Below are 20272 nucleotides of genomic sequence, written 5' to 3' on the forward strand. Positions count from 1 at the left end.
CGGGGTTCTAGGCCAACAAAAAGCAGACAGAAATAACTCCCGTTTTCGGCTTCATTTTCAGAAATGAGCCTAAAAACGGGTATATCCCGCAGCCTGCTTCCGCCGTTATGGTAAAAGACAATCAACTACGTAAGCCCATGACGTTCAATTCCATAAAAAACCTGATTTCTTGCTGCTTATTGGTGCTAACGCTTAGCGCCTGCTCCACGGCCAACACGCCCCAAGACGGCACCGCCCCCGAGGAAAGCGCCGCGCCCCGGTTCCGGACCCTGGCCCCGCCGCGGGTTGACATCAGGGGCACCATCACCAGCAGCCGGTATGACCAGGGCCAGGTCATGCTGGAGGTGGAAGGCTACGGCCCCACCAACCAGACCCGCTACAGCCGGGCCTTTGTACTGGTGCTGCCCACGCTCCAAATCCTCAACCCAGACGGGAAATCTGTGAGCATGAACGAGCTTCGGCCGGGGCAAGACGTGGCCATCATGCTGCGCAGCGGTGGCCAAGGCAACCTGATTGGCGTGGGCGTGGCCCGAAAGATGTGGCTGGAGGAGCGTCTGTAAAGTCTGGACTGGTTTTTGTAAATTGCAGCAAAACTGGATTTTACCTTCTTTCGCCCTATGGCTCTTTCTTCTATACGCGGTGGCTTCTTGCTGCTGACTTTGGTTTTATTGTGTGTCTGGCAAACGCGGGCGCAAGGCGGCAAAGCCATTAAAATTGCCGATCTGGACCTGCAGGTAGCCGGTACGGCGCAAGCACCCACGCAGTACCAGTACGCGTTTCAGGCCGGAGATGTGGTGGTGCTGGACCTGGAGAACAAAGCGAAGGTAAATTACAAAATCACCGTGACCGAATATTTCTCTAAATCTGCGCTTTACGCGGTGGAGGAAACCAAGAAACTGAGCAAGCTCAAACTCACCATTCCGCAGAAGTCTGTGTACACCATTACGCTGCAGAGCTTAGCCGGGACCAGTACCAGAAGCCATTTCACGCTTACCAGAATTCCGGCCACGGCCCAAACGCAGAACTTCAGCACGCACGTAGCCTGGCGAACCGTGCAAGACACCACCTGGACCACGGGGACCCAGAAAGTCTTGGTGAAAACCGAACTGGTGCCCGAAATTCTGCTGGATAAAACCTTCCGTTTAGCCTCGCGCACCAGCATTGGCAGCAACAACAGGTCGTTTGAGCGCTTCAAGCTGCCGGCAGGCACCAGGCACTGGGTGTATTGGGTAGGCGTAGGACAGGAATCAGTAGAAGCGCTGCAGGAATCTGGGAAACTGGTTGCTAAGGGCGCGTCAGCGTTGCTCACGGGCAGTAATCCGTTGGTGGCGTTCGGGCTGGGGCTGTTGCCCGCGTTGCCGCAGGTGAAAAGCAGCGGTTACATCAGCTATTACCTGCTCAGCCAGAAAAACGCCGCGCTCTTCAAAGCCGAACAAGACGGTTGGAAACCCTACGCCGTGTTAAAGGGCAAAGACGTGCTCAGCGATTACGGCAAAATCCTGACCACCCAAACCCCCAAAACCGAGGACGGCTATCTGTACCTGGGCTTCGAGAACCCGAGCACTATTACCGGTCTGGATCTGACCTTGAAAATAGTGGCCTTTGTGGAGCAGCCTACTTATCAGAACAAAACCGTGCGCAAGCCCGCCAAAATCACTACTCGCAAGGAGCCTATTCTGCCCGTTGATTAACTGCGTTTTCGGCCTCGTTTCTGGAAATGAAGCCAAAAACGGGAAGGCTGAAGTTATCTTTTTCTCTTTTGATATCTCTCTTTCCTTCTCTTTTGTCATCCTGAAAAGATCTTGGTGGCAAACTGTAAGGACTGACAGCTGTTCGGGATTTCAAATCCAGAACCACTCTGTCGGGGATTTCCTAATCCCCTTCTTTTGCTGAACGATTTGCACGGAGATTGATAAATCCCCGACAGCCAATTTACGGATTGATAAATCTGACACAGCATGACTAATTTGCCAATGTATCTTTGTTCCTATTTTCTTTTGTCATCCTGGAAGGATCTTGGTGGCAAGCTGTAATGACAGATATTTAAAGCTTTTCTAACTTGCCCACAGGGTCCTTTCAGGATGACAGTTTTTGATTGGAATTCAAAAGTTCTTTCTTCCGTTTTCGGCTTCATTTCCAGAACTGAGCCCGAAAACGGAATTGCTATCTTTACCGCGGCGGCTCACAAAGTTTGCGCTTTACACTCTTATGGCTTTACCACTTCCTCCTTCGTTCCAGAACCGCATGCAGGCCCAGCTGGGCGAAGAGTATACCGCTTTTACAGAGGCGCTGTCCCAAACCTCGCCCACCAGCGTGCGGGTGAACATGGCTAAAATGGGCTTGCCCACCGGCTTGCAACCCGTGCCCTGGACCGAGACCGGTTTTTACTTGCCCATTCGGCCCAGCTTTACCTTAGACCCGCAGTTTCATGGCGGCGCGTATTACGTGCAGGAAGCCAGTTCCATGTTTCTGGAGCAGGCACTTAAGCAGAGCGTGAACCTGGAAGAGCCGTTGGCGGTGCTGGATTTGTGCGGTGCGCCCGGCGGAAAATCGACCCATTTGGCTTCGCTGATTTCTGAGGAAAGCCTGTTGGTGAGCAATGAAGTGATCAGAGCCCGCGCGGGAATTCTGGCCGAGAACATTCAGAAATGGGGCAGTGGCAACGTCCTAGTCACCAACAATGACCCCAGCCACTTCGCGAAGCTCACGGGTTTCTTTGACGTGTTGGTAGTTGACGCGCCGTGTTCGGGCGAAGGCATGTTCCGGAAAGACCCAGACGCCATGAACGAATGGTCTGAGGCCAACGTGAAACTCTGCTCAGAGCGCCAGCGCCGCATTTTAATGGATGTCTGGGACTGCCTCAAACCCGGCGGTGTCTTGATTTACAGTACCTGCACCTACAACGCCGAAGAGAACGAAGACAACCTGGCCTGGCTCGCCCAACAGCAAGACGTAGAAACCATTGCCTTGGAATTACAACCCGACTGGCACATCACCGAAACCCAGGAACAAGGCATGCGTGGCTACCGTTTCTACCCGCATAAAACCCAGGGCGAAGGTTTTTTCCTGGCCGTGGTCCGGAAAACCGGTGGCGACGAAGCTGGCAAGTTCAAGAAAAGCAAGCGACCCTATCTGGTAGCCGCCTCTAAACAAGAGAAAGCCTCTGTACAAAACTGGTTGAAATCTCCTGCTGACTGGGAACTAGTCAAGCACCAAGACACACTCAGAGCCCTGCCCACCGCCTGGATGCTGGAACTGGAGCAACTCTACGAGAACCTGCGCGTGGTTTACGGCGGCATTGAACTCGCCGAGGCCCTAAAAGGCAACGCCAAACCTTTGCCCGCCCTGGCGCTTTCGCAGCATTTGGCGCAAGACGCCTTCCCCCGCGCTGATGTAGACTTACCCACCGCCCTTAAATTCCTGCACCGTGAAGATGTGGCCTTGGAAGATGCCGCCAACGGCTGGGTTTTGGTGCAGTTCAACGGCGTACCGCTAGGCTGGGGCAAGAAACTCCAGAACCGCGTGAACAACCACTACCCCAAAGAATGGCGCATCAGAATGAGCTTAGATGATGCGCTGAAAGCGGAGAATTTAGAGAGACAGTTTGTGCTTGGAGGTAGTATCAAGTAGCAGGTATCAGGCAGCAAGACTTTTGGATTCCCGTTTTCGGGCTCGTTTTGAGAAATGAGGCTGAAAACAGGCAATTAGTTCAAAGTAAGAAAGTTTTCGCCAAACGCTGATTCCCCCTTTGAAGGGGGCGAAGGGGGATGTTTACACACGTGCATAAACATTCTTGATAAGGTAGGGGCGTATCGCATACGCCCTTAACGGTGGCACCGGCATTTCCATTTACACCAAGGCAAAAACGCGGAATGCCGAAAAAAATAATTAGCTGAAATGTGTGAGGGCGTATGCGATACGCCCCTACATTGATTACGTGTTGTTCAGCAGATGTAAAAACCCCTCTGCGCTCCCCTCAAGGGGAGAATCTGCGCTTGATAAGCGCCTCTGAAATTTGATTTGATTACTTCTCTGTTGCTTTCAGAATTTGGTAATTTCTCACTTTGTATCCAGTTGAAGTAGAATCTATCACGACAATTAAAATCTGCTAAAGCAATACAAATTACGGCTATATTATTACCAGTTTACATTCTCTTGGTACTCCTGGCCTTGATAATCAGTAAAGTCTCTTAGTTTATTGTATTCAAAACTTCGAACGTTCAACTTCCAAATCGCGGGCTTTTCACTCAAAGGGTCAACTAGTAATCCAACTGAATCAGAATCAAGAATCCTGATAGAATGTATCCATTTTAAATCATCGTCATGAATCTGCTTGGTTTCCTTTTCAGTCCAGACTACAAGATGTTCGCCTGCAATAACTGCCCATTGATTACTTGGATGTATGATTCCGCAAGTTGGGTCTCCATAGAAATCGTCTTCTAAAAGTACTAGGCCTGTTACTTTATCAATCAAAAAAGCTGTATCAAATTCATGTTCAATCTTAAGTCTTTCTGTTTGACAAAGTATTTTCATCTGCTCCTAAAAGATAAAGTTTTAATAGCTAATGCCTAAATCTCTATTCCACATACAACACCAACCCTTTCAAATACTCACCTTCCGGGTGGAAGATGCTTACGGGGTGGTCAGCGGGTTGGGAGAGGTGGTGCATGACTTTCACGTTGCGGCCGGCCTCAATGGCGGCGGCCATCACGGTGCTCTGGAACAGGTCTTTGTCTACCACGCCGGAGCAGGAGAAGGTGAAGATGATGCCGCCCGGCTTGATTTTCTCAATGGCATCGGCGTTCAGGCGTTTGTAGCCCATTAAGGCGTTGTGGCGTACTTTCTGACTCTTCGCGAAGGCGGGCGGGTCTAGCACAATCAAATCATAGAAGTTCTCGCGGCCTTTCAGGAAATCAAAGGTGTCTTGGGCGAAGGATTCGTGGCGGTCCTGGCCGTTGTTAAGGTCTGCGTTTTTATCTGTGAGGTCGATGGCTTTTTTGGAGACATCCACAGAATGTACGGCCTCGGCCCCGGCGTTCAAGGCGTAGATAGAGAAGCCGCCGGTGTAGCAGAAGGTGTTGAGCACCGTCTTGCCTTTGGAATAACGCGCCAGCAAGTCGCGGTTTTCGCGCTGGTCAATGAAGAAGCCGGTTTTCTGGCCGGTGACCCAGTCTACCAGAAACTTGTTGCCGTTCTCAGTGACTACGTGCGGCACGGGCGTGTCGCCAATCAGGTAACCGTTGCCGCCTTTTTCGGTGCCTTTGCCGGGCAGGGTTTCGGCGCTCTTGTCATAGATGGCGGTGAGTTTTCCGTTGTACACTTCTATCAAAGCTTGCGCAATCTGCTGTCGCACGTGGAACATGCCCACGTTGTGCGCCTGCAAGACCGCCGTGTTTCCATACACGTCAATGATGAGGCCGGGCAGACTGTCGCCTTCCGCAAAAACCAGTCGGTACACATCCGTATCTGGCGTATCCAGGAAGCCTTGCTCGCGGCGGTAATCCACGGCGCGCTGCACGCGGCTTTTCCAGAAGGCGTAGTCAATTTCCACGTCTGCAAAAGAGAAAATGCGCACGGCAATGGAGCCCGGCTGGTAATGGCCAATGCCCAGGAACTCGTGGCGGTTGGTGTACACGGCCACAATGTCGCCCTCCTGCACGCCTTCGTCAATTTTCTTGATGGCGCCCGAGAAAACCCACGGGTGGAAGCGTCTGAGCGAATGGTCTTTGCCGTTGTGCAGGATGATGGCCGGAAGTGAAGTCATAGGAAAGAAGCCTTCGGCTGCGCCGAAATGAAATGTTTCTGCAAAATTCGGCAAAAAATATGGCTTTGTGGTACGAGATGGTTTCTAGTTTGGTGGTTAACCGTAGAAAGAAGCGCATATTGGCTTTCTGAAGGACAAAAGCGCTTTTATAACTTGCCCACAAGGTCCTTTCAGGATGACATGTGAAAATTAATTCATTTCCGTCATTCTCACATTTGAAAATAGCACATCAGCACATTGAAAAATTAGCACATTGCACAAAATCAGCACATTAAATCCTTAGCACATTGAAGAGCTTTCCAATCATAGATTTGCACTGCGACCTTACCGGCTACCTGGCCTGGATTGCCAACTCCACTCCGCTGGACGTGGACCGCATTGGCTGCGCCATTCCGCATTTGCAGGCGGGGAACGTGCGGCTGCAGACCATGGCTTTCTTCACGCCCACCGAGCCCGGCAGCGCGGCTTTCACGCTCAAGCAAGCAAATCTTTTCAAAAGTGTTTTACCCCAGGCTGGTTTTGTCCCCATTTCCAAACTGGAGCCCGAAACTGGCTTTCTGCAGCAGGACCAACTCTACATGGTGGCAGCCATTGAAAACGCCTCGGGTTTGTGCGAAGAAGACGAACCGCTGGCCAAAGCGTTTGAGCGGCTGGACGAAATCAGCAAGTTGGCCGGACCATTGCTCTACATCAGCTTCACGCACGCCGATGAAAACCGGTTCAGCGGCGGCAATTTCACGCCGGGCATCGGCCTGAAACCCGACGGCGAAGAATTGCTGCGTTCTCTCAGCGGCAAGCACATTGCCCTGGATTTGTCGCATACCTCAGACGCCGCGGCGTTTGACATGCTCACCTTGATTGACCGTGAGAACCTGAATATTCCGGTCATCGCCAGCCATTCTAATTTCAGAGAGATTTATGATGACCCGCGCAATCTGCCCAATGAACTGGTACAAGAAATTGTGCGCCGCGAAGGCCTGATTGGCATCAATTTCCTGAAGAAGTTTGTCCACCCAAATCAGCCCGAGGTCTTGCTGGAACATATTCTGTACGGGCTGGAGCACGCGCCCCACGCGTTGGCCTTTGGGGCAGATTTCTTTCAGGAGTCTGGCGTGGTGGGCGATTCTTACTTCCACGCGGAGCACCGCAACGCCGCCAAATACCAGGAAATTCTGCGCAGCCTGGAAAGGCAGGTGTCTGTTGAAGATTTGCAGCAGTTGAGTCATGGCAACGCAGTCAGGTTTCTGCAGAAGCTGTGGCCAAAAATGTAGAGCCAATTCTGTTTTCGGCTTCGTTTCCAGAAATGAGCCCGAAAACAGGAACTTCGGTTTTAGAAATTCTTTACAAAGGAGAAAATACGTTCGTATACACGTTAAGAAACAGCGGTTTTTGCTTAGATTTAAGAAACGTTTCTCCTGTATTTCTTTGATGCACTTCCCCGCCAAGTTCCGCGTTCTGTGTGCCCTTGTGTTTACTGCTGTTTTTCTGGTAGCGTTCATGCCCAACGTGCGGCAGGGAAACCCGGTGCTGGAGAAAATTCTGGCCAAGCTCAGTTTCTGGGAGAAGAATTTTCCGCAGGAAAAAGTGTACCTGCACCTGGACAAACCCTATTACGCCGCCGGCGATGATATTTGGTTCAAGGCGTACCTGGTCAACGGCCCCGACAACACGCCCAGCCAAGTGAGCAACGTGCTCTACGTGGAATTGCTCAATCCGCAGGATTCTGTGTACCGCCGCTTGGTGGTTGATGTGCAAAACGGCCTGGGCCACGGCGATTTCGCGCTGGAAGACACTATTCCGGAGGGCCAGTACCGCCTGCGCGCCTACACCAGCTGGATGCAGAACTTTGACGAAAACTACTTCTTCCACCAAGATATCCAGATCTGGAACCCGCGCGTGCAAGACGTGGCCGTGGCCTCTGAGTTCGAGTTTAAAAAGCAACCCAAAGGAGATTCTGTGCTGGCCCAGCTGTCGCTCAAAACGCTGCAAGAGGCCCCGCTGCCCCAGACTCTCCTTACTTACGTAATCAAAACCGGCCGTAAAACGACCAGTCGCCGCAAGACCACTACTGACCAGAACGGGCAGGTGGTAATTCCGTTTTTGGCTTCGTTTTCAGAAATGAGCCCCAAAACGCAAATCTTGGTCACGGTGCCGCAGAAAGGGAAAGTCGCTGCCCAACTCACCATTCCGGTGCCCATTAACCAAGACAAACTGGACCTGGCTTTCCTACCTGAGGGCGGACAGATGGTAGCCGATATGTGGAGTGTTCTGGGCGTAAAGGCGGTAGATTTCTACGGCTTGGGCAAGAATGTGCAAGGCGAAATTTATGACCAAACGGGCGCAAAAGTAACAGACTTCACCACCACCAGGTTGGGCATAGGCCGTTTGGGGTTTGTGCCCAAGAAAGGCAGGCAGTACCAGGCCAGGGTGAAAAATGCGACGGGCGCAGAGGTGTCTTACCCTTTGCCGGCGGTGCAGGACCGCGGCGTGGTCATGGCCGTAGACAACAGCAAAGAAGAGGCGATGAAAGTGAAACTGTATCTGGTGGGCTTCCGAGACGGCAGCACTAGGCCGAAGGCTGTGACCATCATTGGGCAGAACGCGGGGAGGGTGTATTTCACGGGCCACGTGGCCAACGCCAAAGATCTGGTACTGGTAGATGTGCCCAAAAGTAATTTCCCTACGGGCGTGGCGCAACTCACGGCTTTCTCAAACACCGGGGAACCCCTGGCCGAACGCCTGGTTTTTATCAACCGCCAGCAGCACCTGCAACTTTCGCTTACCCCAGACAAAGCCAGCTACAAACCCCGCCAGAAGGTGACCATGCAGGTGCAGACCCGTGACGCCCAGGGCAACCCGGTGGCGGGGAATTTCTCAGTAGCGGTCACAGATGCCCAGAAAGTGGAGCAAGAGCAACATTCGGCGTCTATTTTGACCCATTTATTGCTGACCTCAGACTTGCGCGGAAACATTGAACAGCCGGGTTATTATTTTTCGGCGCCAACGCCAGAAGTAACTTTGGCGCTGGATAACCTCATGCTCACGCAGGGCTGGCGGCGGTTTGTCTGGCGAGACCTGTGGCAAGACAAGTTTCCGGTGCTGAGTGCGCCTGTGGAGAGAGGCATGGCCATTACTGGCACCGCGCTGAGGTTTAACAAAAAGCCCGAGCCCTTCGCGCAGTTGTCTGTGTTTGGGGTGGGTCCTGAGAACTTTTTCCGGATAGATTCAGCAGACGCGCAGGGTAGGTTTGCGGTGCCGGTCGCCAAGCTCTCAGACAGCACCCAGGTGATTGTGCAGGCGCGCACCAAAAAAGGCGGCAGCGGCTTGCTGGTAGATTTAGACAAAGGCCTGCCCCTGGCCCCTGTGACCTTGCAGGCGCCCGTTCTCTTGCCAGATGCGCTCAGAACGCAACAAGTACAGAAATTTCTGAAGACTAACCAGGAACAGTTCAGGCTAGACCAACTCACAGGCAAAAGTATCTTGCTTAATTCGGTGCTCATCAAGGGCCAGAAAGAGAAAGACCAGCGCCGAAGCGGCATCCACACGTATTCAGATGCCACCGTTGACCCTACCGTGCTCAACCAGGACCTCAACTTTTTCTCAGCGGTCTCTGGCCGGCAGCGCATACGGTTAACGTATGATGAATGGGGAAGCGCCCAGCTGCAACTAAGCTTTGGCGGCAATTTGCTCACGCCCACCCTTTTGATCAATGGCATGCAAGTAGACCCTTTCACACTGCAACAAATTCCTGTGCCGGCCATTGAGAAAATAGAAATTTTACACCCTGAGTCGGCGGCGCTGGTGTACGGCCCCAAAGGCACCAATGGCATAGTGGCCGTAACCTTGAAACCCGGGGGCAAGGGTTTTGCTTCGGATACAAAATTTAAAGGCGTGGCCGTCTACAAAGGTCCGCGCATGCACGTGGCCCGTGAGTTTTACAGCCCCAACTATGAACAACCCCAGAAAGAGGAAATCGCAGACCTGAGAACCACCATTTTCTGGAGCCCCAGCGTGCAGACAGACGTAGAAGGCAAAGCTGAATTCTCTTTTTATACAGCCGATGCCCGTACAAATTACCACGTATTGCTGCAGGGCATGACTGCCACCGGGCAGCTGGGCCTGGGCACCGCCCGCCAGCAAGTGCAGTAAAATTCCCGTTTTTGGCCTCATTTCTGAAAACGAAGTCAAAAACGGAATCCAGAATTCGCCTGAAAACGCGCGTGCCTGAACTTGTCTTGGGGCGGCGGTTGTTGTGGGGTTGTCCTTAGAAAGCGGAAGAATTATCACCCGGGGCCGCACGCGCAAATCAGACAGAAATTGCGTATCTTTGCGGCCTGAATTAAGTAAAGCAGAAGATGTTAGATAAACTGGAAGCGATCAAGCAGCGGTTTGAAGAGGTGAACGAGCAACTCATCCAGCCAGACGTGGCCAGCGACCTCAAAAGATATAAATCCCTGAACAAAGAGTTCAAGGACCTGGAGAAGATCGTGGTGGAGTACGAGCGCTATAAACTATTGCTCAGCAACATAGAGCACACCAAAGAAGTTATTTCCACGGAGAAAGACGAAGACTTCCGGGAGATGGCCAAAGAAGAACTGGACGAACTCCTGCCGCAGCGCAACGAGATGGAGGAACGCATCAAAGAGATGTTGATCCCCACTGACCCAGATGACAGCAAAGACATTATCATGGAGATTCGCGCCGGCGCGGGCGGTGATGAAGCCTCTCTCTTTGCCGGTGATTTGTACCGCATGTACAGTCGTTTTGCGGAGAAGCAGGGCTGGAAAATGGAGGTCATTGACGTGATGGAAGGCACCGCCGGCGGCTACAAAGAAGTGATTGTGGGCATTAAGGGCGAAGACGTGTACGGCAAGCTCAAGTTTGAGTCAGGCGTACACCGCGTACAGCGCGTTCCCGCCACCGAGACCCAGGGCCGTATCCATACGTCGGTAGCGTCAGTGGTGGTACTCCCAGAAGTAGAGGAACTGGACATTGACCTGAACATGAATGACATTAGAAAGGATTTGTTCTGTTCCTCTGGCCCGGGCGGTCAGAGTGTGAACACCACGTATTCGGCGGTTCGCTTGACCCACATACCTACAGGCTTGGTAGCGCAGTGCCAGGACCAGAAATCGCAAATGAAGAACTTTGACAAAGCCCTGGCCGTGTTGCGTTCCCGTATCTACGAGCAGGAATTGGCCAAGAAAAACGAGATTGAAGGCGCGCAGCGCAAAAGCATGGTAGGCGGCGGCGACCGTTCAGATAAGATCAGAACCTACAACTACCCGCAAGGTCGCGTGAGCGATCACCGCATTGGTCTAACCGTCTATAATTTACCCACCGTGATGGACGGCGGTATTGACGAATTTGTGGAGCAACTCAGAATAGCCGAGAACGCCGAACGCCTGAAAGAAGGCGCCTCCGCGTAATTTCAACATAACAACGAAAAGCGCAGCCTGTTTGGGTTGCGCTTTTTTAATGCCCGTTTTCGGCCTCGTTTCTGGAAATGAGGCCAAAAACGGAAATTGGGCGTTGTGGATTTTTGACGGGAAGGAGAATAATCTTCTTAAATTTAGCGTACATAAAAGGCTGCCTTACATAAACGACCATGGGACTTGAAGCTATAAAACTGGAATTGATTGAATGGCTGGCGCAACTAGAAGATGCTGACACCATTGAATATCTGAAAGTGGTGAAAGACTCTAAGTCAGAGGCTGACTGGTGGCAAGAATTAACGCCAGCGCAAAAACAGAGCCTAGAACGCGGATTGAAAGACGTGGAGGCCGGCCGCGTGACCCCGCATGACGAAGTTAAAGCTCGGTTTGGCTTATGAATTACCAGGTTTTTTGGACCGAGGAAGCCCTTGCAAACGTGGAAAGCATCATCCAGTATATCTCCTCCACTTGGATGGAAAGGGAAGTTCTCAATTTCAAGCGAAAGCTTTCTGAGCAGATTAACATCATCAGCAGATTCCCAAACGTTTTCCCGGCCTCTACCTTTGCGCCTCGTCTCCGGAAAGCCGTTCTCACTAAGCAGACCACCATATTCTACGAAGTGAAAGAACAGGCTATCTACATTGTATATCTCTTTGACAGCCGCCAAAATCCGCAAAACATAAGATAACAGGCCTTTTCATCGTTTACTTCAAACCTCGCTCTCATGCCCCACACCCATCCTCAACCTTTCTGGCGCTTCTGGCTCAAAAGCCTGGCCGTGGCGTGTCTGGCGGCGTGGTCAGTGGTTTCTTGTACACCCAAAGACGAGGAATTCACGCCAGACGCGGGCGCACTGTTAAGGTTTGAACTGGACACCGTGAAATTTGATACGGTGTTCACCGAGGTGGGCACGGTCACCAAGCGCGTGAAAGTCTACAACCCCAGCCAGAACGCGGTGCGCATTTCCCAGATAAAAGTGGCGGGGCTGGGCAGTTCAGCGTTTCAGGTGTTTGTGAACGGACAGCCGGGGCCGCAGCTGCAAAACGTGGAAGTACGCGGAGGAGATTCTGTGCTGGTGCTGGTGAAAGCCACTATCAACCCAGACAACACAGACGCGCCGTTTCTGATCAAGGATTCCATTGTGTTCACCACCAACGGCAACGTGCAGGACATCAACCTCATTGCCTACGGCCAGAACGCCATTTACCACCGCGCCGGTGAAGTCCTCTGCACCCAAACCTGGACTGCCGGCAAAGCGCACGTGATCTATGATTCTGTGACGGTGCCAGAAGGCTGCACGCTCACCATTGCCGCCGGGGCGCAAATCTATTTGCAGAACGGGGCCAAACTCAAAGTGCTGGGAAAACTCATGGTACAGGGCGAAAAGGAAAAACAGGTGCGGTTCCAACAGATACGCCAGGAAGAACGCTACCGCCAGGCGCCGGGCCAATGGATTGGGCTGGAGTTTGGGGAGAAAAGCCGGGGCAACGTCATTCGGTTCGCCGAGATCAAAAATGCGGTAATCGGCGTTTTGGTGCGGGCCCAGGACAATGATTTAGGAGAAGTCACGCTGGAACATGTCTTTCTGAAGAATATGATTCAGGCCGGCGTTTTCAGCATGGGCGGAGACGTGACTATGGTGAACAGCCTGATTGCCAACTGCGGTGAACATGCCTTTGCCGGGGTGGGCGGTGGGCGGTATACTATTCTGTACAGCACTCTGGCCAATTATAGTGACTCCTTCATTAGAACCAAGCCTTCTGTTATGTTCTTGGAAACCTTGCAGTTTGAAGGCGAGCCAACTCCCCGCAGAATAAAGCCTTATCAACTCACCATGGCGAACAGTATTGTCTGGGGAAGACAAGAAGACGAGCTGCTATTTGAACCGTCTAGACTTGGTTCTACCATTGACATCAACCATGCTCTGCTTAAGACAAAGCAGTATCAGACAGTCTTCAACAACAACGGCAACAAGATCAACCAAGACCCCATGTTCCGTGATGCGCCTAAGTTTGACTTCCAGATCATGAAGCTTTCGCCGGCCAATAAAATGGGCATTCCTGTGAGCGGCATCTTGGTGGATTATGAATGGAAGGCGCGTGATGCCGCCACGCCAGATGCCGGGGCCTTGGAAGTGATTGATTAAGCGCAGCCTATGAAGTGGTTTCAGAAGTCCATCAGGTTACCCGCCGTGAAACGGGGTTTTCACTTAATCACAGATTTGGTGGAAGCACAGTTGCCGGAACTGGAAGAGATAAAGATAGGCGTGGCGCATATTTTCATTCAGCACACCTCGGCCAGCCTGAGCGTGAACGAGAACGCTGATCCCACCGTGCGGCATGACTTTGAGCAGCATTTCAACCGCGCCGTGCCCGAGAACGCGCCTTATTACCGCCACACCCTGGAAGGCCCCGATGACATGCCCGCCCACATCAAGGCATCTTTGCTAGGCGCATCTGTCACCCTGCCCATCACCAAAGGCCGGTTTAACTTGGGCACCTGGCAGGGCCTCTACCTCTGCGAACACCGCGACCATGGGGGCAAGCGTACGCTGCTGATCACACTTCAAGGCCAGTAATCTCAAGCAGGAATTCCCGTTTTCGGCTCCGTTTCTGGAAATGAGCCCGAAAACGGAAGAACTGACTTCCCGACCGGCGGCAAAGGAATTCTACTTGGTGAACCTGAGCCCTATGGTAAGGTCAATCCTATTCAAATCTTCTTTTTCTTCCAGGTAATCTTTGTATTTGCGGGTAGGTGTGGTGACTTCTACTTCAGTGAAAGAGCCTATGACTGATGACAGTTGGAAACCCACTGCCCAATGGTCAGAGATAGGCAAGTCATAGGCTAGTTCCAAAGTGAACCCCAGGGTCTTGCCCTCAAGAGTAATTTCACCGCCATTTTTAAGATAGTTTCGGTAGCCCATATGCCCAACTCCAAAGGAGCCTTGGAAAGAGTTCATACTGCTTGCGTTTGCAAAGCGAGTTGTAACAGTGGGTCCAGTGAAATGCATGTAGGTGTCTTCACTAACATTTAAAACAAAGGTATTGCCATTACTAGTGGTTACTGGTTGGTCTTTTATTTGACTAGCCGCAAAAAAAGAAGAATGGGTGAACCCGAAGCCTAAGAATGGACGCAGAAAATAGGTACCAGTGGCATTGAACGTGGTTCCCAACTTTAAACCATTCAAGTATTCTTCAATAATTGGGGGAACATCTCCCGTAGAGGCAGTACGATAGCCCAAGCCTCCGCCAATCCCAAACCGCCACCTAGGTAGTTCTTGCTGAGAAACATTAGGCTTTTTGGTTACGCTGCTTGTGTTAATGACGTCATAATCTGACGGATAGTAATTGTACTGGAACAGCTTGACTTGGTCTCTGGGCAGGGTGCGCTGCTGCAGTTTACCGTCCTGCACCTGCGCAAACGAAATACTGGCGGGGAGCACCTTCTTAATTTTGCAGTTAATGGAATCGCCGGCCTGGGTAAGCACCAAATCCTGTGCAATGGCGCTATGCCCTACCCATAAAAACAGTAAAACGAAGAGTGCTTTTTTCATGCAGAAGACAAAATAGAGATCGGCGGGAGGAAATTTACAGTTGCACGATGCCTTCCACGCCGTAGGCATCTTCAGACATAAAGAGCAGCTTTTGGGTTTCCTGCAGACGGTAGCGTTGCAGACGCGGCGTTTTCTCTGGCTGGGCCACCAGCTGCATAACTTTCTTGGTTTCAAACAGCATGTTCTCCTGCACAATGGTGGCGTCTACCTGCACCAGTTGGTTCTGGCTGTTGAAGGTGTAGATTACTTCCTGCACGTTGGTGGAAGCGTCTGGTTTGGCCGTGAATCTATGCTGCGTTTGCCCGGCGGCGTTGGTGCTTTTTTCTTCGTTGAAAAGGCCCATCAAAGCCGGTTTGTTGATGTCTGTGTCTGAAAAAGGAGCCAGTTCCTGCGCCCAGTCTAACCCAGAAATGGTTTTGGTCTCCGCTTTTTGGTCAGCTTGCGTGACGGTCTTGGAGACAGGCGCCTTGGCTTGGTTCAGCGCTTCTGCTTCCTGCGCCAGGAACGCGTTCACGTCAAACGCCTGCGTGTTCTGCGGGCTGAGACCGGCAGGGTTGGGTGCGTCATTGCAGCTTTGCACACCAATTATAGCGGCGACACAGGCAAAGAAGAAAAGCTTTTTCAAGTTGGTCATGCAAAGTTGTAATTCAAGGTGAAGAAAAAGCGGCAGTCTGCGTTTTTGGCTCCATTTCCAGAAACGAGCCCCAAAACGCATGTCAGAAAAGAAGCGTCGTGACACTGACAGGACATGTCTCTATGCAACGAGGAAGTTTCTTTGGAAGAAGACCTTACTTCAAAGCGATGCCTGTTGCAAATGTAGGCGATTATTAAATTGAACCAGGCTTGCTGCGTAGAACCTCGTCGTGTCAGTGCTACGGCGCTACATGACGCCATGCCGTTCGCTCAAGCGCCTCGTAACGCTTGGGCCAAATTCCTGTTTTCGGGCTCATTTCTGAAAACGAGCCCGAAAACAGAAATTAAACCAGTTGTCCTTCCGTGGGAATCAGCAAAGACGTACCAGTCATGTCTGCCGGGGCCTGCAAGCCGAGTAATGCCAATACCGTAGGCGCAATGTCTCCCAGTTTGCCATCCATGATTTCGCCTTTGTAGGTGGCGTCTGCCAGAATGATGGGCACCAGGTTGGTGGTGTGGGCGGTGTTGGGCGTGCCGTCTGGGTTGCGCATCACGTCTGCGTTGCCGTGGTCTGCGATCACAATGCTGGCGTAGCCGTGCTCCAGGGCCGCGGTCACCACGGCCTGGGCGCATTGGTCCACGGTTTCCACGGCTTTGATGGCGGCCTCAAACACGCCGGTGTGTCCCACCATGTCGGGATTCGCGAAGTTCAGGCAGATGAAATCAGCGCTTTCGGCAGTAATCTCCGGCACAATGGCGTCTCTGATCTCAAAGGCGCTCATCTCAGGCTGCAAGTCATAGGTAGCCACCTTCGGCGAAGCACACATAATGCGTTTCTCGCCCTCAAACGGATTTTCACGCCCCCCCGAAAAGAAGAAGGTCACGTGCGGGTATTTCTCGGTTTCGGCTATTCTGATTTGGGTCTTGCCGAAGCTTTCCAGGACTTCGCCCAGCGTATTGGCCAGGTTATCTTTATCAAAAATAGGTTGCACGCCCACAAACGTGTCATCATAATTGGTGAGCGTGTAGTAGCGCAGGCTCAGCGGGAACATGTCGTGCTCCGGGAATTCGCGTTGGGTGAGGGCTTGGGTGATTTCGCGGCCGCGGTCTGTGCGGTAATTGAAACAGATGACCACATCACCTTCCTTGATATGGGCTAGCGGCGCGCCGTCTTGGTTCAGGCAGACAATGGGCTGAATGAATTCATCGGTCACGCCTTCGTCATAGGACTCCTGCAGAGCTTCGCGCCAGTTTATAGAATTTCGGCCTTGGCCTTTCACCAGCAAGTCATAGGCCAGTTTCACGCGTTCCCAGCGGTTGTCGCGGTCCATGGCGTAGTAGCGGCCAATGATGGAGGCGATTTTTCCGGTAGAAGTATCTAAGTGGTTCTGTAAATCTGTGAGGTAGTCCAGGCCGCCTTTGGGGTCTGTGTCGCGGCCGTCTGTGAAGGCATGCACAAACACGTTCTCCAAGCCTTGTTCATGGGCCAAAGAGCAAAGCGCTTTTAAATGTTCAATGTGAGAGTGTACGCCGCCGTCAGAGACCAAACCCATGAAGTGCACCGGCTTGCCGTTTTCCCGGGCGAACTGGAACGCATCTACCAGCGCCGACGTGAGGCCCAGGGTTTTCTCTCTTATGGCAACATTGATTCGCACCAGGTCCTGGTACACCACGCGGCCGGCGCCCAGGTTCATGTGGCCCACCTCAGAGTTGCCCATCTGGCCTTCGGGCAGGCCCACGGCCTCGCCAGACGCCTCCAGCCGTGCGTGCGGGAACCGCTGGAACAGAGAATCTATGAACGGCGTCTGGGCGTGCTCAATGGCAGAAACAGACGGGTCGGTGCCCAGGCCCCATCCGTCTAAAATCATTAGAAGTACCTTCTTGCTCATGGGCGTAAAGATACAAGCCTGCCTGTAAAAAGCATGGAAAGCCCTTTGAATCTACAGATTTCCCGTATATTTAAGCGGCTAATACCCTACGTCTTTGGCATAGTTTTGGCTTACTTGAGTAGAACTTGATTTATAGAAAGCGATGAAAAACATAAAGAGATTGGTAGCGATGACGGTGGTGCTGTTGGGCATGTGGATGGGAGCCGGTGCGGTAGCTGCACAATCTGATGTGATGGGCGGCATACAGTCGGCGCTCAAGTCTGGATCTTCCAAAGACCTGGCCCGCTATTTCAACAGCCGCGTAGAGGTTAGTATTGACGGCGACAATGCCAGCTACAGCCAAAGCCAGGCCGAAATGGTCTTACGCAACTTCTTCAGCAAGAACCCGTCCGCCGGTTTCAGCTTTGACCATGAAGGCGGCTCAGAGAACGGACAACGCTACGCCATCGGTAAATACAACCACAAAGGCGGCCGCTACAGCGTGGTGGTGAAGATTAAGAAATACGGCGACGCCTACCGCATTGACACCATTGAATTCAAGTAATTGAGACATAAGATATCAGACGCAAGCCGTAAGATTCTTAGATAAAGTAAAAATATACCTGCTGTTTACAGCTATAGTTTGAAAAGGCACCGATTGTTCGGTGCCTTTTTTTATTTTTGCACCGTGAAAGCTCCGTACCTTACCCCAGAAGCAATCAAAGCGTTTATCCGGCAGGCCCTGCAGGAAGACGTTGCCGACGGCGACCATTCAAGTTTGGCAGCCATTCCCGCAACTGCCACCAACCAAGCCAAGCTCCTGGTGAAAGACCAGGGCATTCTGGCAGGGGTTGAACTGGCCTGGAAAATCTTTCATGAAGTAGACCCCACGCTGCGTATGGAAGTGCTGTTGCAAGACGGCGCTGAAATCAGGCACGGCGATGTGGCATTCACGGTGCACGGAAAGGCGCAGTCCATCTTAACGGCTGAGCGGCTGGTCTTGAACTGCATGCAGCGCATGAGCGGCATTGCCACCTACACCAAGAGCATCGCGCAGCTGATTGAAGGCACCGGCGCTAAACTACTGGACACCCGCAAAACCACGCCCAACTTCCGGTTAATGGAGAAATGGGCGGTTTTGATTGGCGGCGGCACCAACCACCGGTTCGGGCTGTATGACATGATTATGCTCAAAGACAACCACGTGGACTACGCCGGCGGCATTAAACAAGCCATTGACGCCACGCACGCGTATCTGAAAAACTTGGGCAAACCACTCAAGATTGAAGTAGAAACCAGAAACTTAGACGAAGTACGGCAAGTGCTGGCCATTGGCGGCATTGACCGCATCATGCTGGACAACTTTAACATAGAACTGCTCCGCGAAGCCGTGCAATTGATTGACAATAAGTTTGAAACCGAAGCCAGCGGCGGCATTACCGAGCAAACCATCAGAGAAGTAGCCGAGACGGGTGTGAACTTCATCTCCGTAGGCGCTTTAACGCATTCTAACCGCAGTTTAGATTTGAGCCTAAAAGCTTATTAGTATCAAGTAGTGCGTATCAAGTAGCAAGATTTTTAACGAGTACTTAGAATAATTAAATTAATAAAGGTAGAAGCGTAGGAAGCAGCAAGTTGGCAAGTGAACATCATGTACATGATACCTGATACTTGCTACGTGATACCACAAGCGTTATGATGCAACCAAACCAACGAGGAGGACAACGGGTACAGCAGCAACAGGCATCAAATCCGTTGGCCATCAAGACCAAGAAGAATCAGTTAGACAAGAACGCGTACGCGAAGTTGGCTCTGCTGCAAGTGTGGAAGAAAGAATGGTGGCGGGCTTTGATTCCGTTGGTGGTCTTGTCATTGCCGGTGGTGTTTGACTTCTCCTGGTGGTGGATTGCCGGTGCGGTGGTAGTGACTATCTTGTACGCCTTGGTGCGGTCTGCGCAGGTGATGGGCGTTACCCAGATGGAGCAGAGCAGCGTGCTGTTTGAGCGCGTGATGTTTGAGATTGACCAACGCCAGATTTTGATGAAACGCAATGACCGCGAAGGCATGGCCCTGCAGTGGGACATGATTGAGCGCGTGACCCAGAGCAAGGATTCGTACTTCTTTTACCTGAAAGGCCCCAGCGCAGACCAATTGCCCACCGGTTTCAAAGGCTGGCTGGCCAAGACGTTCAACGTGCCTATTTTCCTGCAGCTGCCGTTCAGAATTTTCAACAGCCCCAATGACATCAAGTTGATGGAATCCCTGTTGCGCCGTAAAAACTTTATTGCCGCCTAAGCGTCTAACCTAGAAACCCGTTTTTGACTTAAACATCCTGAGAAATGATAAAAAAGACCCTATCTGTTTTTGCTGTGACTGGTGCATTGGCGTTGGCTTCTTGCAGCAGCGAGCCTTCTGACCTTAGACCAGAAACCAAAGTGTCCATGGACTCTGTGCCTCCGGGAGAGCGCAACAACACATCTAACATTGACAACGGTCGTTCTGATGAAGTAACCCGTGACAATGTGTATATCAACCATGACGAGCACGAGAAGAAAACAGCGCCTGGCACTTCTAAAGAAGTAGCGCCTGCCCAGCAGACCAACCAGAAAGAAGCCGTAGAAAACCACAACTAGTCTTCTTACCGGCCAATCCCGTTTTGGGGCTCGTTTCTGAAAATGAGCCCCAAAACGGGATTTGTGTCTATTCTAAAAAGCTATGAAAAAAATCCTTTCTATCTCTCTGTCGGTGATGATGGCGTTGGCGCTGGGTTCCTGTGCCCAAGACACCAAAACTGTTCAGCAAGAAGGCCAACCGGCCACAGCTGAGGCTACCGCAGATTCCACGGCTACCAGCACCAAGCAAATGGCGTATGTCTGCCCCATGGAGTGCGCCAACAGTGCCAGCATGAACCCCGGCAAGTGCCCGGTGTGCGGCATGGACCTGGTGAAAAACCCAGATTACGTGGCGCCAGACAGCACGCTGCAAAACTAGTTTTCCTGTATAGGTTCGCGCGGGTTTG

General features: G+C 52.0%; 20 protein-coding genes. 15 read left to right on the top strand and 5 right to left on the bottom strand.

Features of this window, described 5'->3' with window-relative positions; genetic code table 11:
• Positions 1-137: 137 nt before the first annotated feature.
• The 3 genes from IMY23_RS13700 (at position 138) to IMY23_RS13710 (ending at position 3630) form a co-directional block, all read left to right on the top strand.
• Positions 138-560: a hypothetical protein gene (locus IMY23_RS13700; RefSeq protein ID WP_192822625.1), complete on the top strand. Its 423-nt coding sequence runs from the start codon at positions 138-140 to the stop codon at positions 558-560.
• A 57-nt stretch (positions 561-617) separates the two neighbouring features.
• Positions 618-1691: a hypothetical protein gene (locus IMY23_RS13705; protein ID WP_192822626.1), complete on the top strand. Its 1074-nt coding sequence runs from the start codon at positions 618-620 to the stop codon at positions 1689-1691.
• Between the two features lie 517 nt (positions 1692-2208).
• Entirely contained in the window at positions 2209-3630 is a 1422-nt protein-coding gene (locus IMY23_RS13710) for an rRNA methyltransferase (RefSeq protein WP_192822627.1), read from the top strand.
• A 507-nt stretch (positions 3631-4137) separates the two neighbouring features.
• Here the strand turns inward: IMY23_RS13710 and IMY23_RS13715 are convergent.
• Both IMY23_RS13715 and IMY23_RS13720 read right to left on the bottom strand, forming a co-directional pair.
• On the bottom strand, positions 4138-4533 hold the full coding sequence (locus tag IMY23_RS13715; RefSeq protein ID WP_192822628.1) for a hypothetical protein: 396 nt from the start codon (positions 4531-4533) through the stop codon (positions 4138-4140).
• A gap of 43 nt (positions 4534-4576) precedes the next feature.
• The gene (locus IMY23_RS13720; RefSeq protein WP_192822629.1) at positions 4577-5764 is read right to left on the bottom strand and encodes a class I SAM-dependent rRNA methyltransferase; all 1188 of its coding nucleotides are present in this window, start codon (positions 5762-5764) and stop codon (positions 4577-4579) included.
• 287 nt (positions 5765-6051) lie between these two features.
• On the opposite strand from IMY23_RS13720, the gene IMY23_RS13725 reads away from it, so the two are divergent.
• From IMY23_RS13725 to IMY23_RS13755, 7 genes are all read left to right on the top strand, one after another.
• Positions 6052-7035, top strand: coding sequence for a dipeptidase (locus IMY23_RS13725; protein WP_192822630.1), 984 nt, complete (start codon positions 6052-6054; stop codon positions 7033-7035).
• A 196-nt stretch (positions 7036-7231) separates the two neighbouring features.
• Positions 7232-9913 (top strand): MG2 domain-containing protein, encoded by a 2682-nt coding sequence (locus IMY23_RS13730; protein ID WP_192822631.1) that lies wholly within the window; start codon positions 7232-7234, stop codon positions 9911-9913.
• A 206-nt stretch (positions 9914-10119) separates the two neighbouring features.
• A complete protein-coding gene (gene prfA, locus IMY23_RS13735; protein WP_192822632.1) occupies positions 10120-11193 on the top strand; it encodes a peptide chain release factor 1 in 1074 nt (357 codons plus the stop codon).
• Positions 11194-11372: 179 nt separating this feature from the next.
• Positions 11373-11597, top strand: a complete 225-nt coding sequence (locus tag IMY23_RS13740; protein ID WP_192822633.1) for a hypothetical protein — start codon at positions 11373-11375, stop codon at positions 11595-11597.
• Entirely contained in the window at positions 11594-11887 is a 294-nt protein-coding gene (locus IMY23_RS13745; protein ID WP_192822634.1) for a type II toxin-antitoxin system RelE/ParE family toxin, read from the top strand. Before IMY23_RS13740 ends, IMY23_RS13745 begins: the two co-directional genes overlap by 4 nt.
• Positions 11888-11923: 36 nt before the next feature.
• On the top strand, positions 11924-13345 hold the full coding sequence (locus tag IMY23_RS13750; RefSeq protein WP_192822635.1) for a hypothetical protein: 1422 nt from the start codon (positions 11924-11926) through the stop codon (positions 13343-13345).
• Positions 13346-13354: 9 nt separating this feature from the next.
• Complete coding sequence (locus IMY23_RS13755) at positions 13355-13777, top strand: secondary thiamine-phosphate synthase enzyme YjbQ (RefSeq protein ID WP_192822636.1); 423 nt, start codon at positions 13355-13357, stop codon at positions 13775-13777.
• A gap of 90 nt (positions 13778-13867) precedes the next feature.
• On the opposite strand, the gene IMY23_RS13760 is transcribed toward IMY23_RS13755, so the two are convergent.
• The 3 genes from IMY23_RS13760 to gpmI all read right to left on the bottom strand — a co-directional run bounded on the left by IMY23_RS13760 (position 13868) and on the right by gpmI (position 17274).
• Positions 13868-14752, bottom strand: coding sequence for a hypothetical protein (locus IMY23_RS13760; protein ID WP_192822637.1), 885 nt, complete (start codon positions 14750-14752; stop codon positions 13868-13870).
• Positions 14753-14786: 34 nt separating this feature from the next.
• Positions 14787-15386: a hypothetical protein gene (locus IMY23_RS13765; RefSeq protein ID WP_192822638.1), complete on the bottom strand. Its 600-nt coding sequence runs from the start codon at positions 15384-15386 to the stop codon at positions 14787-14789.
• A gap of 343 nt (positions 15387-15729) precedes the next feature.
• Positions 15730-17274 (bottom strand): 2,3-bisphosphoglycerate-independent phosphoglycerate mutase, encoded by a 1545-nt coding sequence (gene gpmI, locus IMY23_RS13770; RefSeq protein WP_192822639.1) that lies wholly within the window; start codon positions 17272-17274, stop codon positions 15730-15732.
• Between the two features lie 142 nt (positions 17275-17416).
• On the opposite strand from gpmI, the gene IMY23_RS13775 reads away from it, so the two are divergent.
• From IMY23_RS13775 to IMY23_RS13795, 5 genes are all read left to right on the top strand, one after another.
• The gene (locus IMY23_RS13775) at positions 17417-17818 is read left to right on the top strand and encodes a DUF4783 domain-containing protein (RefSeq protein ID WP_192822640.1); all 402 of its coding nucleotides are present in this window, start codon (positions 17417-17419) and stop codon (positions 17816-17818) included.
• 123 nt (positions 17819-17941) lie between these two features.
• On the top strand, positions 17942-18799 hold the full coding sequence (nadC, locus tag IMY23_RS13780) for a carboxylating nicotinate-nucleotide diphosphorylase (RefSeq protein WP_192822641.1): 858 nt from the start codon (positions 17942-17944) through the stop codon (positions 18797-18799).
• A gap of 149 nt (positions 18800-18948) precedes the next feature.
• The gene (locus IMY23_RS13785) at positions 18949-19548 is read left to right on the top strand and encodes a YcxB family protein (protein ID WP_192822642.1); all 600 of its coding nucleotides are present in this window, start codon (positions 18949-18951) and stop codon (positions 19546-19548) included.
• 44 nt (positions 19549-19592) lie between these two features.
• The gene (locus IMY23_RS13790) at positions 19593-19886 is read left to right on the top strand and encodes a hypothetical protein (RefSeq protein WP_192822643.1); all 294 of its coding nucleotides are present in this window, start codon (positions 19593-19595) and stop codon (positions 19884-19886) included.
• An 82-nt stretch (positions 19887-19968) separates the two neighbouring features.
• A complete protein-coding gene (locus tag IMY23_RS13795) occupies positions 19969-20244 on the top strand; it encodes a heavy metal-binding domain-containing protein (RefSeq protein WP_192822644.1) in 276 nt (91 codons plus the stop codon).
• The last annotated feature ends 28 nt before the right edge of the window (positions 20245-20272 follow it).

The sequence above is a fragment of the Rufibacter sp. LB8 genome, assembly GCF_014876185.1.
Classification (GTDB): Bacteria; Bacteroidota; Bacteroidia; order Cytophagales; family Hymenobacteraceae; genus Nibribacter.